Genomic DNA, 15,943 nt, shown 5'->3' on the forward strand with positions numbered 1-15,943 from the left:
AATACACATGGCATGCAGGCGCGTTCAGCCTGACATGCCCACGAATTAAATGGCGAGGGTTTTGGGCGGTCGGTCTATTCGCCGAGTATCGGCGGAGTAAGGCAGTTGTGGCTCAGAAACAGGGTGCGTTGCATCCTGCTGAATGGCATTGAAGCTGGCCTGTGCCACGGGCAACAGCACCACTGCACAGGTGGGTGCGCAGTTACAGCAACCGTGCAGCGACTTCATCAGTTTTTTGGAAGAATCAGGATCGGCTTGCCCATCCATTTTATGCATGCTGTGATCCATGCTGTCGTGGCTCATCGCGCCATGGTCCATGGAGCTGTGGTCGATCGCTTGACCAGCACTGGTCGAATTACCATTCAAATGACAGGCAAACATGCTGGCCTGCGCCATGCCTTGGACAGGCAACGCAAGCAACATCAGCCACATAAGAAGGGTTCGAACCATTTTTGTCATAACCGGCAACATACCACTCTGGTTGAGACAGGGCAAGCTAGGGAAAGTTGTAACCCTGGCGAGGATTTACCCCAAGACTTTCAATCGCTTCAATTGTTCGACCAACAACATGCGCACCACTTTGTCTTGTAATTTTTGCGGATGGGTCAACTTCATTCTTTCAAGGTAAGGCAGGGCCGACTCGGGCGATGGATCAGCCAGGCAGGTTTTCAAAAGCAACTTCCATTTGGATGTTGTTGCGGCTTGGGCTTTTACCCCTTTCAGCGCTTGGGCCAACACCCATTCCTGTTCGGTAAAATCGCAACCCAATGGAAAAGGAGGTAGTACATTCTCTTTAACCAATGCCCCCAAGCGGCGAGCCAGGTTCTCGGGCGTATTACCCAGAAAATCTTCGGGAATTTGATAGTTTTCCTCAATTTTTTTGGCAGCCTTGGCCTGCTTGAGCAAGTCGCCTTGAAACCGCGAATCGGCAATATTGATCAAGGCTTTGGCCACCTCAGAATCGGATTTTGCACGCAAATCGGCAATGCCATATTCAGTGACCACAATGTCGCGAAGATGCCGGGGTATCGTGCAATGCCCGTAGCTGAACACAATATTGCTGCTGGCCTCGCCGTTCTGTTCATTCTCACGCACAGCCCGAATCATCAAAACACTTCGCCCAGTGGGCAATTTGTGCGCCATGGACACAAAGTTATATTGCCCACCTACGCCGGAAATAACCCGCCCATCCGCCAAACCATCCGACACCACCGCACCGCTGAGGGTGGCCATAATGCCGGTGTTTACAAACCGCGCGTGTTCACGCTGGGCACTGTACAAAGGGCGGTTCAAATCCAGCTGATTGACGTGCTCTACACCCAACATATGGATTGAATTGCGTTCGGCAAGCGGCATGTTTTTAAGGGTGTTGTACATTGCCGATGGCCCCAGAAAAAAGCCTGCGTGCAGCACGGTACCATTCACAAGTGAAGCACCCAGACCACTGCTCGCCAAGGCTGTGCGTGTGGCCTTGTCGGCCAGGTTGGCCAACACACGCTGCCCATTGGGCAACACGAGGTGAATACCATCGAGCAAAACGCGCTCGACCAACAGGCCATGCCGCTTGAGCACCTCAAAATCGCGGGGCGTAATTTCACGCACACCCAATTCAAACAAATCGTCCAGAATCGATGCGCTGAGCTGATCGGGATTGCACTTGCCCAAATTGATCAAGCGCTGCAACGCCCAGTGCTCATACACCTTGCGCTTTAACACACCCTTTTGCATCAAATGCAAAAAGCCGTCCACAAACATTTCCGTGGCGCCATACAAGCCGGTTTTAAAGGGTTGTTTGCCACCAATCCGCTCTACAAGCGCACCACTTTCCTCCGGCCAATTCATCGCCCCCAATACCCGGCAGTAATTCGCGTTGTCGGTGTGCCGCAGGCCAAGCGCATGCACCACGGCATCACCCAATGCACCAATACCCACCTGCAATGTGCCGCCATCTTTAATCAGCGCGCTGGCATAAAAGCCCAAAGCGTAATCGGCAATGTCCACGGGCAACTTGGGCGTCGAGAACAGCGTGGTCGTGTAACGCGGGTGGTCAACCACCAGGTCAAATTCTTCGCTCGGCACCACAGCACTGTGCGCCATGTAGGGCAAGTTCTGGTTCACCAAACCCACCAACAGGTGCGGCCTTTCTCCTTCTCGCAACAAACGCACCAGTTCAAGCGATGTGTCCGGGTTGCAACTCAGGGAATATTCAAGAGCCTCACCGTCGTCAGGTTTGCATACGGCTTGCATGGCCAGGTTACAACCTTGTTCATAGATATCTCGAGCCGCGGTGGTGTAGTTGGTGCTGACATAATTTTGCTGGGCATTCGCGTTGTCCATGCGGCTGCCTGGTTTGAAGAAAAACTCGTGCAGTTTGACATTGACAGGCAATTTGCCCTGCGTGGCATCGACCGCATAGAGCAGGTCGGGGCAGTCGCCCCACACGCGCTCTACAAAAGGTTTCAGAAAAGCGGCCTCAATTTCCGAGCTTGCCACTGGTCTTTCCAGAGACAGCGCAGTGAGTATTGTCAAATGAATGGATGAATCCGCTTTAGCGCGCAGGTACAGGGCGTTGATCAGCTCGGGGGGTTTGCCCAAGCCCAGTGGCAAGCCCACCTTGATGTGATTGCCCAGGCGCTCAAGAATTTGGTCCACACACTGCTCAACATTGTCCAGAATCAGGGGTTTTGTTGTGCGGTGTGTGGGCATGAATTCTCGCAAAAGTTAAGCAGGCACCTTCATATTCGCTGCAATCGCGCCGGCGGCCATGGCAGCCGGGGACTGACTCAAATAGGCCTGTGCCAATTCCGTCGAACCTTCTTTGGAAGGATCGTACCATGGGCTGAAATAAGGCAACTGCTGCATCACCAGCCAAAGCGGGTTGGGCAATAACTGCTTGCGCGAGGCCTTGAACCATTCAACCCACATCCACGGCTTGTAAACCGCGGGTTTTTTCTTGGCAAAACGAGGATCTTGCCCGGCAATATTGGCCGCACCGTCCACCCACAAGCCAATAATCATGGGCACTACAACGGCCGCCAGGTAATAGCGCGACAAATAATCGCCACCCAAATGCTTGTACAAATCAAATGCCACACTGCGGTGCTCCACTTCTTCAGCACCGTGCCAGCGAATCAGGTCCAGCAACACCTGGTCCGAATTCAGCTCGTCCCATTTTTTATTTTCAAGCACATACATGCCCAATACGCAGGTCATGTGTTCAATGGTGGCCACCAAGCCCAGGCGCGCCAACAACCAACGGCGCTCCAACCACGCAGGTACTTTTTTACCGAAAGGTGTGTCGTCAAGCACCACATCAAACAACCATTTCATCAACTGCTGATTGCGCTCGGTCTTGATGCCGCGCGCTGCCAGGTATTCCTCGGTGGCCGAGCTGTGCCCACGCGCATGCATGGCCTCCTGCTTGATAAAACCACGCACATCTTCTTTCAGCTTTTCATCGGTGATCCAGGGCAAGGCCTTGTTATAAAGACGGCAAAACCAGAATTCGCCAGCAGGCAAAATCAGGTTGATCTCGTTGATGAAATAACTGGCGTAGGGCTCATTCGGAATCCAGTCAATCGGCGTTTCCGACCAATCAAATTTCACATTGCGTTGTTTCAAAGGCACGTCAGTATTTGACGCAGGACGGGCGGCTTTTCTTCGCGCAGCTGTAGTGGCGGTCATGGTGGGTCTCCGACGGCTTTGTTTAGGATGACATTCTTTGATGTCATGATTTGATCATAACCGGGAAGTTACAGAACCGATAGTGGATTTGCTCTAGGGAAATGAAAGATGTACTGTGGTGGCAAAAATGCTACCATTAATCATGATTGTTGTAATTGATACCAACGTGTTTATTTCAGCCTGCCTTGGCAACGGCGACAGCACTCGCGTAATCGAGGCGGTGCTTCTTGAAAAGATTCATCCATTAATCGGCACCGCCTTGATCAATAAGTATGAAGCTGTGCTGTCCAGACCGGTTCTATTCAAATCAAGCCGCCTGAATGACACCGAAAGAAGCAAGCTTCTGGATTTGTTTTTCTCAAAATGTAATCTTCAAAAAATTTATTTCAATTGGCGCCCCAATCTTCGCGATGAGGCAGACAATCATCTAATTGAACTGGCGATTGCCGGCAATGCAGAGGTGATCGTGACCCAAAATATCAAAGACTTCAAAGGCACTGAGTTATTCTTTGATGGCTTAAGAATTCTGACCCCAAACCAGCTTTTAAAGGAGGTTTGAATGGCGGCTCTAACTGTGCGTCTGTCCGATGAAAAACACGCTCGCCTAAAAGCACTGGCCAAGGCGCGTGGCATTCCGCTCAATGCGCTAATTGATGAAATGACCACTCAAATGCTGGCTGAATTTGACGCTGAAACCCGTTTTCAAGTCAGGGCCATGCGTGGCATGCAAACCCCGGTGGAAGAGGGCCTCCATTTACTGGCGAAGGCGCGTGGCGATAAAACTCTCCACGACTCAACGGTGGAATACAAACTCAACCAAAAAAAATAAGCAGTGCAACAAACCATGCGGCTAAAACGCCGCATGATTTGTAATTGCGCAAGTAAATCTTAAGCGGTCGAATCTTTCACAGTGGTCGACTTGCCATTGGTTTTCACCGACTCGATTCCGTTGTCACATGCAGCCTCGCTGGCGTACATCTGGCTAGAACCAATAATTTGGTGATTGGCAGCTTTCAGGTTGAAATGGTGCTTGCCATTGGCAGCCACTTTTTTCTCGTAGCGTGCAGCGTCACCGCAATTTTTCTGAACTGACTCAATTCCGTTTTCAGCGGCTGCTTTTGTTTTGTAAAGCTCGCTGGTCAAAATGGTTTCATGATTGCCTGCTTTCAGCACAAATCGAAACTGACCATCGCTGCTTTTGCTTAATTCAAAATAACCTGCCATCTCCAACTCCTTTGCTTTAGTGTTTGGTAAATGCTTTGGGTTAACCCATTTTGGTTATATCACAGGCCGGTGAAAGTTCAATGCATCAAGCAAAAACGGCGACCAGTTGCCCGGTCGCCGTTTCAAGTGCTGAAGTGCAAATCGCTTACTCTTTCAAGGCCACCTGCTCAGCATTAAAGCCACCGCCCAAGGCACGAATCATGGCCAGGGTTGCACCCTGTTGACTTTGCCAGGCTGCAGCCCAACTCAGTTGTGCATTCAGCAAATTGCGTTGTGCATCCAGCAGTTCAAGCTGATTGGCCACGCCATTGTCCACGCGCAATTGGGCAAGGCGAACCACCTGAGTCAGGGTTTGAACCTGCTCCTGACGAGCCTGCAAACGCTCACGTGCTTCACGCTGCGCAACAATTGCATCGTAAATTTCCTGGAATGCCGTGCGAACACTCGCCTCGTACTGCAGCACCGCTTGATTGCGGCGGGCAATGGCTGCATCTCGTTCATTCGTCAAACGACCTGCCTGAAAAATCGGCTGTGTAATCTGAGACTGAAAGCTCCAGATTTTCGCGGGCCCAGTGAACAAATCACTCAAGTCAGCACTTTCACGACCACCAAAAGCACTCAGGCCAATGGTTGGGAAAAAGGCTTTGCGGGCCGCTTCCAGATTGGCTTCACCTGCCAGCAATTGCTGTTCTGCCGCTGCCAGATCGGGGCGGCGCAGCAGCAATTCAGAAGGTGTGTTCTCAGGCAAGATGAATATGCTGGTCAAGTTCAAGTTGTCCACACCCAAGGGTGGCAATGCCGGGGTGTTGCCACCCACAATCACGGCCAAAGCATTCTCAGCCCTGGACAATTGCTCACGCGTGTCGGGCAGTTGTGCACGCACGGCCAGCAGCTCGGCTTCGGTTTGGCGCAACTGCAGTTCATTGCTCAAACCCACGTCGTAACGCTGCTTGGCCAACTTGTAAGCTGCATCGCGACTTTCCAGTGTTTGCTCCAGCACTTTCACCTGCAGGCGCAATACACGCACCTGAGTGTGCAAAGAAGCGGCTGTTGCAGCCACGCTCAAACGCGCGCCACGCACGTTGTAGCCCTGCTGCATGAAACTTGCACGCGCTGCGTCTTCCAGCGCACCAATTCGGCCCCACAGGTCCAGCTCCCAACTGGCGCCCAAGCCGATCTGATTGCTTTCATACACATTCTGACCACCAAACACAGGCACGTTACCCGCCTGTGAGGGGCGATTGCGCCCGCTGGTGAACTGACCAAAAATGGAAGGCCATTGCTGCGACTTCGCAATACCCAGCACAGCACCCGCTTCATTCAGGCGCTCATTGGCCAGGCGAACATCCGTGTTGTTCTTCAAGGCCTGTTCAACCACGGCGACCAGACTGGAATCGCCCAACAGCGACCACCACGCCTCGTTTTGAATGTCCTTCATGCCCACGCCTTTGACGTTTTCAGGCACGGCAACTTCAACGGGTTGCTCTGGCTTGACGGTGAACCTGTCCAGCAAGGGGATGCTGGATGCACAGCCCGTCAACGCCAAGGTTAAACCCAAGGCGATTGCAGTTTTTGGAAGGGCTTTAAACATGCTCGCCCCCTTTGTTTGTTTTAGTTTGATTGGATGAATCATTTGCTTCCTCTTCATCACCATGTTGTCGTCCACCTTTTTCACCGCGATCAATCAAACGGTAAAACAGGGGCACAAAGAAAATGGCCAGCAATGTGGCGGCTGTCATGCCACCCATTACCCCGGTACCCACAGCGGCGCGTGCACCTGCACCAGCACCGCTTGAGAATGCCAATGGAACAACGCCCAGAATAAACGCAAACGAAGTCATCAAAATGGGGCGGAACCGCAAACGGGCTGCTTCCAGTGATGCCTCCAGGGCGCTCATGCCTTCTTCACGCTTCAACACCGCAAATTCCACGATCAAAATCGCATTTTTCGCAGCCAGACCAAGCAGCGTGACCAAGCCGATCTGGAAATACACGTCATTGGTCATGTCGCGCATCCACACCGCCAGCAATGCACCGAACAAGCCGAACGGCATGGCCAGCAGCACCGAGAACGGCAGAGTCCACTTTTCATACTGTGCAGCCAGAATCAGGAACACCATCAAGGCACCCAAGACCAGCGCAAAGCTGGATGATCCTTCAGAACGCTTTTCCTGAAACGATGCGCCGGAAAAGTCGTAGCTGAAATCGTCGGGCAACACTTCAGCGGCAATGTCCTCAATTGCTTGAATGGCCTCGCCTGAACTAATGCCGGGTGCACCACTGCCCAGCAACTTGACTGCTGGTAGATTGTTAAAACGCTCCAAAGTTTCCGGCCCCTGGGAAAACTCTACCTTGGCAAAGGCTGAAATTGGAATCATCTCGCCTTTGTTGGAACGCACGTACATGTTGCCGATGTCAGTCGGGCTTTTGCGATATTGCGCATCCGCCGACATCAACACCTGCCAGGTGCGACCAAACTTGTTGAAGTCGTTCACGTAGTAAGTGCCCATGCTGGCGGCCAACGTGTCAAATACCTCGTTCACATTCACGCCCATTGCGCGCGCACGTTCGCGGTCTACGTCGACATACAACTGCGGGGTTCCCGGGCGCCACAGGGTTTGAACACCTGCCAGTCGCGGATCGGCATTGGCTTTGGCCATGAAGGCGTTCATCACTTTGGCCAATTCGGCTGGCCCACCCTCGCCACGGTTTTGAATGTAAAACTCAAAGCCACCAGCATTGCCCAAACCGAAAATTGGGGGCGGTGCAAAGGCCAATACCAAACCTTCCTGAATACCCGCCGTGCGGCCGAACAACTCACCGACCAAGTCTGTGGTCACGGCCTCGCGGTCGTCCCAATGGCGTTGGGTGACAAACATGGTCGCAGCATTGTTCTTGAAGCTGCCACCCAAAAAGTCGAAGCCTGTAAATGCCACTGAATACTCGTTGGCCGGGTTGGCTGCCACCGCATCCACCACTTCAGCAACCACCTTGTCCGTGCGCTGCAATGTGGCGCCATCCGGCAAAAACACCGCAGCAATAAAGTAGCCTTGGTCCTCATCTGGCACCAATGAGCCTGGAGTGGCCCTGAACAAACCAGCGGTCACAACCAGCATCACCAAAAACAGGCCGATACCGATGGCCGGGCGCATGCTGATGAATTTCACACCACCCACATACTTGCTGGTTACACGCGCAAACCAGTTGTTGAATGCGGTGAAAAACTTGCCCGGTTTTTTGTGTTCATGCTTAAGCAGCAATACGCACAGTGCTGGCGTCAGGGTCAAGGCAACAATGCCTGACACAATCACGGCGATCGCGATGGTGATCGCAAACTGCCGGTACAACTCACCAGTCAAACCACCCAGGAAACCAATCGGAATAAACACGGCCGACAACACCAGCACAATCGCAATCACCGGGCCGGTCACTTCCTGCATGGCCTTGATCGCAGCCTTGCGGGCGCTCAAGCCTTCCTCGTGCATGATTCGTTCAACGTTTTCCAGCACCACAATCGCGTCGTCCACCACAATACCAATGGCCAGCACCATGCCGAACAAAGTCAAGGTGTTGATGGAATAACCCAGCAGGTACAAGCCAGCGAAAGCGCCCAACAGGGACACCGGCACAGCCACGATTGGAATCAGCGTGGCACGCCAGTTCTGCAAAAACACGTACACAACAATGAACACAAGGATCATCGCTTCGATCAGCGTTTTTACCACTTCGCGAATCGACACTTCCACGAAACGTGTGGTGTCGTACGGCACTGCATAGTCAAGCCCTTCCGGAAAGTCTGCAGCAATTTCATCCACTGTGTTCTTCACAGTTTGAGCCACATCCAGTGCGTTCGCACCGGGCTGCAGAAACACGCCCACCAGGGTGGCTGGTTTGCCATTGATTCGACCTGTGAAGTCGTAATCCTTGGAACCCAGTTCCACTCGGGCCACGTCTTTCAAGCGAAGTGAAGATCCGTCCGGATTCACACGAATCAAAATGTTTTCAAATTCCTCTGGCTCACTCAAACGCCCTTGAGCTGTGACGGTGTAGACCAGCTCCTGTCCGTTGTTGTTGGGCGCCTGGCCCACCTTGCCTGCCGCAAACTGCGCGTTTTGCTCGTTCAGTGCAGCGGCAATGTCACCCGCGGTCAACTTCAACTGGGCCATGCGATCGGGTTTAATCCAGATTCGCATGGCATAGTCTTTTGCACCAAAAATCTGGACGTTGGTTGTACCCGGAATACGCTTGATGCGGTCCAGCACGTTCAAGGTCACGTAGTTCGAGGTGTAGAAGTCGTCAAACCGGCCATCTTCAGAGTAAAACGCCAACACCTGCAAGAATGACGATGAACCCTTGTTCACAGTCACACCTTGCCTGCGCACTTCCTGCGGCAAGATGTTTTCCACCTGCTTCACGCGGTTGTTCACGTTCAGGGCGGCCTGGTCAGGGTCGGTGCCAATCTCGAACGTCACCATGATTTCAACCACGCCACTGCTGGCCGAAGTCGAACTCATGTACATCATGTCTTCCACACCATTGATAGCGTTTTCAATGGGTGCGGCCACGGTGCTGGCAATCACTTCCGCCGAAGCACCGGGGTACACTGCGCGAACCTGAACGACAGGCGGTGCAATTTCAGGGTACTGGGCAATTGGCAAACCACGCATGGCGGCCAAACCCGCCAGCATGATGAAAATCGACAATACGGCCGCAAACACAGGCCGGTCGATAAAAAATTTCGAAAACATGTGTTACCCCTTATTGCTTCTGCTCAGTGGCTGCAGGTGCTGCGGCCTCGGCTGCTGCAGGCTGCGCATCGGCACCTGCAATCACGGGTTGTACGGGTGTTCCGGGCGGGGCTTTCATGAAACCATCGGTCATCACTTTGTCACCAGCAACCAGTCCATCGGTTACGACCCACTGATCACCTTTCCACTGGGCAACCTGAACGGGGCGCGGCGCCACGGTATTCTCCGGGCTGACTGTCATTACGACCTTGCCGCCTTCCGGGTTCTCAAGCACGGCACGTTGTGGCAACAACACGGCATTTTTTTGCACCGCACCGCTAACACGCACACGCACAAATTGCCCTGGGCTTAACACTTCCTTGTCGTTGGCCAACACAGCACGCGCATCCACCGTGCCGGTGGCCGGGTTCACACGTACGTCCTGGAATCCCAACTTGGCTTTCAAACCCATGGGCTTGCCATCGGCACCCAGCACCTCAACCACCAAATCACCATTGCTCAAGGAAACCGCACCACTTGCAATGCCTTTGCGCAATTGCTCATGGTCTTTTTCAGGAATGCCAAAGTTCACATACACCTGGTCGATCTGGGTGACCGTGGTCAACAATTCAGAAGGACCGGATACAAAACTGCCCTCAGAGTAAAGCGAGCGGCTTGCAAAGCCATTGACTGGCGATTCCACCCGTGCATACTCCAGATTCAGGCGAGCTGTGCGAACCGCAGCGCTGGCTACCTGCAGGTCAGCTTTGGCCACCTCAAATGCCGATTGCGCGTTGTCCAATTCAGACTGTGACACCGCTTTACTATCAGCCAATGGCATTACCCGTTTGTAATCACGTTCAGCTTGAGCGGCGCGAACCCTGGCAGCATTTTCATCAGCCAAGGCACGGGCCAAAGCGGTTTGGTAGGGTGCGTTGTCCAAGCTGTACAAAGATTGGCCTTTCTTCACTCGGCCGCCTTCTTCAAACTGGCGGCGCTCGATAATACCGGCCACACGGGCTCGAATTTCAACCTCTCGCAGGCCGGCGATTTGAGCTGGATATTCGTAGGTCAGTTCCAGCGGTTCGGTTTTCACCTCAACCACCGGAACAGGTGCAGCCTGGCCGGCACCGGGACCACCGGGGGCCTGAGCATCGGCGCCCTGGCCACAGCCCAGCAACAAGGCGCTGGACAAAACAGTCACCAGCAGCGCGGGCAGAAGGGTGGCTCCTGCAAATGCGCGGCTGTAGGGGGAAGCTTGGGTTTGCTTTGATTTCAATGAGTTGCTGTGCATGATATGTGCCCTGTTATATCCTTGTGGGAATTTTTCGGGTTGATTTAATGACCGAGAAGTCAGATAATACATACATACATGAGTGTATGTAAATAATTTTTTCAATTTGGCGTAGACGATTGTGGTAAGAAAAACGAAGGAAGAAGCGCAGGAAACCCGCAACCTGATTCTCGATACGGCCGAAGCCGTGTTCTCGGAAAAAGGGGTATCGAGGACCACGCTGAACGACATTGCCAAAGCCGCAGATTTAACGCGGGGGGCCATTTATTGGCATTTCAAGAACAAAGCCGACCTGTTTGACGCCATGTTACAACGCGTAATATTACCGATGGATGAATTCATCGCCACGCCCGACCTGCACCCAGAACAACAACCGCTGGCCTACCTGCGTACCCGCTCAATGCATGTGGTGCGCACTTTGGCAGAAGACCCCCGCACACAGCGGGTTTTTGACATCGTGATGCACAAAGCGGAAATGGTCGACGACATGTTGCCTATTCGCGACCGCCATTTGGAAGCGATTCAAGGCTGCATTCAAACCATTGAAACAGACTTTCAGGCCGCTATCGACAAAGGCGAATTGCCAGCAAATACCAACGCCCGCCAGGCAGCGATTGGTTTGCATGCCTTGATTGACGGGCTTTTCGCCAACTTTGTACTTAGCCCGAATCTGTTTGATTTGATGGAACAGGCTGAATTCACGATCGACAATTACCTCAATGGCATGGCCAGTAGGAAGTAACAGATCTTGTTTACACCCTGCCTGTGACCGGAATGCCGGCTCCATTGATATCTCGGGCGGCATCTGAGAGCAAAAATGCAATAACCCCTGCCAAAGAGTCAGGGCTGACCCAATCAGCAGGATCAGCGTCGGGCATGGCTTCGCGATTGGCGGGCGTGTCCAGAATACTGGGCAACACTGCATTGGCGCGAATGCCCAAATGTTTGTTCTCCGCAGCAAGCGCCTCTGTCAAACGCAGCACTGCCGATTTGGCTGCTGCGTAAGCACCCATGCCGTCAGCCGCTTTGCCTGCAGCAGCCGCACCAATGTTAACGATCACACCACCTTGCTGATCTTGAAACTGGGGCAGTATGGCCTGGCACATGTTCACCGAGGTCTGCACATTCATGGCGTACTGCGTATTCCAGGTATCAAGACTGCTTTCGGCCTGACGTTCCCACACAAAACCGCCTGCAATATTCACGACCGCATCAATTTGGCCGAAATATTCCCAGGCCTGATTAACCACCTCCTGAGCATGCTCAGGCAAGGTCAGGTCGACATTGCCAATCGACACCGCATCGCTTTCACCTTCCCAATCGGGCTGATGCAAGTCAATCAACAAAAGCCGGTAACCCAAACTGCCCAAATGGATGGCCACGGCTTGCCCCAAATTGCCTGCTGCACCCGTAATAATCGCGACTGGATTGCTGTTGCTCATGAAAATCGACTCCCGCGTTGAATGATTGATTGCCTGCATTTTGACACGGACGCTGCCCTTTCACGCCCCCACCCCCTTTGAATACCCCCTTTAAGGGCAACGCATTGGTGCAATGCTGAACCCACCCAAACCTGCCGTTCACAAGACATCACCGGAATTCTTGGAGCATGTCATGTGGAACGGTCTATTTTTTGGTTTGGTCAGTCTGTTTACACCGCAGGCCAGCCTGCCCGACACTGCCGCCATGAAGGTGGAAATCGAGCAATTTGCCCAGGTCTACACCATCGACACGCAGCGTATTCATGTACGCGAGAGCACCATGAACAATCCCTCGCCGTTTTTGACAAACAGCGGCATCAAAGCCTGCGTGCTGCACGTTAACCAACATGCCGATGCCAAGCGAGTGTGGTCCCACTTCCTCGACTCAGGCCATGAAGGTGCCGAACCCGCATTTCTTGCCTTTACCTCGGCCCATGAATTGACGCACTGCCTGATGTCCGAAAAGGGAAAACGAGTGACTGCCAAGCAGGCCTTGCAAGAACACCTGGGAATTCAATTCAAAAACAACGTGCACTTCGAAGAAACACTGGCCGACCTGGTTGGCTTGGCCTATGTGCAAAAAGTGATGCCTGAGTACTTTGAGGTGGTCTACCGTCGCGTGAAATCCATTCGAACCGACTTCTCAAACCGCGATCCAGAGCACGACAGCTCACGCGCCCTGAACACACACACCATTGCCTTCGCAGATCAAATGTTCAGCAAAACCGATACGATCCGCTTGGCTGATGCCGGGACCCGGTAAAAAAACACCCGTGAATTGGATCCTGTGAAAGCACGATCTCAAAAAGCATGGTTAAATTCAAACGATCGTTTGAATAATCAAATTGCACAATTCACAGGTGACCCTTTTGAACAGCTTCCAATCCGTGTTTCGCCCCAATCTTTTTGCAGGTCAAACCGTACTGGTCACCGGTGGTGGTTCAGGCATTGGCCGCTGTACCGCGCATGAACTGGCCAGCCTGGGCGCTGATCTGGCTTTGGTCGGTCGAAAAATGGAAAAGCTTGAAGCTGTAAAAGCGGAAATCGAGCAAACCTGCACGGTCAAAATTTCTTTGCACAGCTGCGACATTCGTGAAGAAGAGCGCGTGAAGGAAACTGTGGCCGATGTGTTGGCAATACACGGCAAAATCAATCACCTGATCAACAATGCAGGCGGGCAATTCCCCTCACCTTTGAACATGATCAGTGGCAAAGGCTTCGAGACCGTGGTGCGCAACAACCTCACCGGCGGCTTCCTCATGGCCCGTGAAGTATTCAACCAGTACATGATGTTGCACTTGGGTGAATCTGACATGTCCATCACCAACATCATCGCAGACATGTGGAACGGCATGCCTGGCATGGGCCACTCGGGTGCCGCGCGGGCCGGCATGTTGAACTTCTCGGAAACAGCATCCAATGAATGGGCGCCCGTGCGCGTGAATGCAGTTGCCCCCGGCTTCATTGCATCAAGCGGTATGGACACCTACCCCGAACCCATGAAGCAAACCATCATGCAGCTGGACAAAACCATCCCACTGCAACGGCTGGGGCTGGAAGCCGAAGTGTCAGGCGCATTGGTATTCTTGTGCAGCCCTGCAGCCTCATTCATCTCGGGTTCGTGTGTTCGGATCGACGGTGCAGCACCCAATGCACGGCGTATTTGGCAAGTGGGCACCGGCAAAGCCAACCCGGCTTTCAACAGCTTTCACTTGGGTGGCGTGCCCGAAGTGATCCAGCGCCGCGACGCCGCGCGCGCAGCGGCCAGCAAGAAATAATCAAATATTTAAGGCTTGACACACCCAAGCCTCACCCTCAAAATCAAACAAACGTTTGATTTTTTACCAACCCATTTGCTTCCTGGTAAAGCCACGCACCAATGCCTATTTTAGAGAGTCTCGTTTCCGCAAATTCCGCTGAGTTTGAACTCAACAAAGCCAATATGGAAGCGGCCTTGCATGAATTGCGATCGCTGGAGCAGCGCACCCGTGATGCCTCGGCCAAGGCCGCGCCATCGTTTGCAAAGCGCGGTCAGTTATTGCCTCGCGACCGGGTCGCACTGCTGCTTGACTCTGGCTCCCCGTTTCTGGAACTCAGCACACTGGCCGGTTACATGCAAGACGGCCAAAAAGCCGACAAAAGCATTCCCGGCGGCGGCATTATTGCCGGGCTGGGTTATGTGGCAAACACCTTGTGCATGGTAGTCGCCAGCGATTCAGGCATTGAGGCCGGCGCGCTTCAGGCCATGGGCATTGAGAAAATGCAACGTGCGCAAGACATTGCCTTGGAAAACAAACTTCCCTTCATCAACCTGGGTGAATCAGCAGGCGCAAACCTGCTGAAGTACAAAGTCGAACACTTCATTCTGGGCGGCGGTAACTTTTATCGTTTGGCCAAACTCAGCGCAGCTGGCCTGCCTGTGGTCAATGTACTGCACGGCTCATCCACAGCCGGTGGCGCCTACATTCCGGGCTTAAGCGATGTGGTCATTATGGTGCGCGAACGCGCGCGCGCATTTCTGGCAGGCCCCCCTCTGCTGAAAGCCGCCACGGGCGAAATTGCCACCGACGAAGAACTGGGTGGTGCGGACATGCATTGCTCAGTCTCAGGCTTGGGCGACTACATCGCCGACGACGACCGACACGCCATCGCACTGGCCCGCGAAGTGATGGCAAAAATCGACTGGAACAACAGCAATCGGAATGTGATACCTACGCTGAATGCCCAAGCGCCAGCGCCGCGCTACCCAGCCGAAGAACTACTGGGTATTATGCCCGCCGATATCAAAACGCCAGTGGACATGCGTGAAGTAATCGCCCGCATCGTTGACAATTCCGACTTCCTCGAATTCAAAGCCAACTACGGCCCAGCCACGCTGTGCGGATATGCCAAGCTGATGGGTGTTTCAATCGGCATCATCAGCAATTTGGGGCCTATCGACACCGCAGGTGCCACCAAAGCCACACACTTTATTCAAAGTTGCTGCCAAACCAAAACGCCGATCATTTACCTGCAGAACACCACAGGTTACATGGTGGGCAAGGAAGCCGAGCAGGGCGGCATCATCAAGCACGGCTCGAAAATGATTCAGGCCGTGAGCAACGCCACCGTGCCACAAATCACCCTGCTATGCGGCGCAAGTTTTGGCGCTGGCAACTATGGCATGTGCGGCCGGGCATTTGGCCCCCGCTTTGTATTTGCCTGGCCCAACAGCAAAACTGCCGTGATGGGCGCAGAACAGGCTGCCGGCACCATGGCCACAGTGATGCAGGCCAGCGCAGCCCGCAAAGGCATGGAAGTGCCCGAGTTCATGCTGGAAAACATGAAAAAACAAATCATCGACACGTTTGAGTCCCAAACCAGCGCATTCCACACCAGTGGTTTGTTGCTCGACGACGGCGTGATCGACCCAAGAGACACCCGGCAGGTATTGGCGCTAGCGCTAATTGCCTGCCTGCAACAAGAGCGCAGTGTGCAACCCATGCAATTTGGCGTGGCTCGCCCCTAACGCGTGACGAGTGAATAACGAGGAG

General features: G+C 53.4%; 14 protein-coding genes. 6 read left to right on the forward strand and 8 right to left on the reverse strand.

Annotated features, from left to right (window positions below; genetic code table 11):
- Positions 1–45 precede the first annotated feature (45 nt).
- From LMED105_RS03665 to LMED105_RS03675, 3 genes are all read right to left on the reverse strand, one after another.
- Positions 46–432 (reverse strand): hypothetical protein, encoded by a 387-nt coding sequence (locus LMED105_RS03665; RefSeq protein ID WP_156799516.1) that lies wholly within the window; start codon positions 430–432, stop codon positions 46–48.
- Positions 433–525: 93 nt separating this feature from the next.
- The gene (locus LMED105_RS03670) at positions 526–2,706 is read right to left on the reverse strand and encodes an acetyl-CoA hydrolase/transferase C-terminal domain-containing protein (RefSeq protein WP_008248289.1); all 2,181 of its coding nucleotides are present in this window, start codon (positions 2,704–2,706) and stop codon (positions 526–528) included.
- 15 nt (positions 2,707–2,721) lie between these two features.
- Entirely contained in the window at positions 2,722–3,684 is a 963-nt protein-coding gene (locus tag LMED105_RS03675) for a metal-dependent hydrolase (protein WP_008248290.1), read from the reverse strand.
- Between the two features lie 127 nt (positions 3,685–3,811).
- On the opposite strand from LMED105_RS03675, the gene LMED105_RS03680 reads away from it, so the two are divergent.
- A complete protein-coding gene (locus LMED105_RS03680; RefSeq protein WP_198006787.1) occupies positions 3,812–4,243 on the forward strand; it encodes a putative toxin-antitoxin system toxin component, PIN family in 432 nt (143 codons plus the stop codon).
- Positions 4,244–4,513 carry a toxin-antitoxin system HicB family antitoxin gene (locus tag LMED105_RS03685; protein ID WP_008248292.1) on the forward strand — a complete coding sequence of 90 codons (270 nt, stop codon included), beginning with the start codon at positions 4,244–4,246 and terminating at the stop codon, positions 4,511–4,513.
- Positions 4,514–4,572: 59 nt separating this feature from the next.
- On the opposite strand, the gene LMED105_RS03690 is transcribed toward LMED105_RS03685, so the two are convergent.
- The 4 genes from LMED105_RS03690 to LMED105_RS03705 all read right to left on the reverse strand — a co-directional run bounded on the left by LMED105_RS03690 (position 4,573) and on the right by LMED105_RS03705 (position 10,929).
- Positions 4,573–4,908, reverse strand: a complete 336-nt coding sequence (locus tag LMED105_RS03690) for a YegP family protein (protein ID WP_008248293.1) — start codon at positions 4,906–4,908, stop codon at positions 4,573–4,575.
- A gap of 145 nt (positions 4,909–5,053) precedes the next feature.
- Entirely contained in the window at positions 5,054–6,499 is a 1,446-nt protein-coding gene (locus tag LMED105_RS03695; RefSeq protein ID WP_008248294.1) for an efflux transporter outer membrane subunit, read from the reverse strand.
- Entirely contained in the window at positions 6,492–9,656 is a 3,165-nt protein-coding gene (locus LMED105_RS03700; protein ID WP_008248295.1) for an efflux RND transporter permease subunit, read from the reverse strand. Before LMED105_RS03700 ends, LMED105_RS03695 begins: the two co-directional genes overlap by 8 nt.
- Positions 9,657–9,666: 10 nt before the next feature.
- Positions 9,667–10,929, reverse strand: a complete 1,263-nt coding sequence (locus LMED105_RS03705) for an efflux RND transporter periplasmic adaptor subunit (protein WP_008248296.1) — start codon at positions 10,927–10,929, stop codon at positions 9,667–9,669.
- Between the two features lie 121 nt (positions 10,930–11,050).
- Here LMED105_RS03705 and LMED105_RS03710 point away from each other — a divergent pair, with 121 nt between their 5' ends.
- A complete protein-coding gene (locus LMED105_RS03710) occupies positions 11,051–11,671 on the forward strand; it encodes a TetR family transcriptional regulator (RefSeq protein ID WP_008248298.1) in 621 nt (206 codons plus the stop codon).
- A gap of 10 nt (positions 11,672–11,681) precedes the next feature.
- On the opposite strand, the gene LMED105_RS03715 is transcribed toward LMED105_RS03710, so the two are convergent.
- The gene (locus LMED105_RS03715; protein WP_040512265.1) at positions 11,682–12,371 is read right to left on the reverse strand and encodes an SDR family NAD(P)-dependent oxidoreductase; all 690 of its coding nucleotides are present in this window, start codon (positions 12,369–12,371) and stop codon (positions 11,682–11,684) included.
- Positions 12,372–12,543: 172 nt separating this feature from the next.
- On the opposite strand from LMED105_RS03715, the gene LMED105_RS03720 reads away from it, so the two are divergent.
- From LMED105_RS03720 to LMED105_RS03730, 3 genes are all read left to right on the forward strand, one after another.
- Complete coding sequence (locus LMED105_RS03720) at positions 12,544–13,173, forward strand: hypothetical protein (protein ID WP_156799518.1); 630 nt, start codon at positions 12,544–12,546, stop codon at positions 13,171–13,173.
- Between the two features lie 106 nt (positions 13,174–13,279).
- Positions 13,280–14,188, forward strand: a complete 909-nt coding sequence (locus tag LMED105_RS03725; protein WP_040512328.1) for an SDR family oxidoreductase — start codon at positions 13,280–13,282, stop codon at positions 14,186–14,188.
- A 101-nt stretch (positions 14,189–14,289) separates the two neighbouring features.
- Positions 14,290–15,918 carry an acyl-CoA carboxylase subunit beta gene (locus tag LMED105_RS03730; protein WP_008248305.1) on the forward strand — a complete coding sequence of 543 codons (1,629 nt, stop codon included), beginning with the start codon at positions 14,290–14,292 and terminating at the stop codon, positions 15,916–15,918.
- The last annotated feature ends 25 nt before the right edge of the window (positions 15,919–15,943 follow it).

Source organism: Limnobacter sp. MED105, assembly GCF_000170915.1.
Lineage (GTDB): Bacteria > Pseudomonadota > Gammaproteobacteria > Burkholderiales > Burkholderiaceae_B > Limnobacter.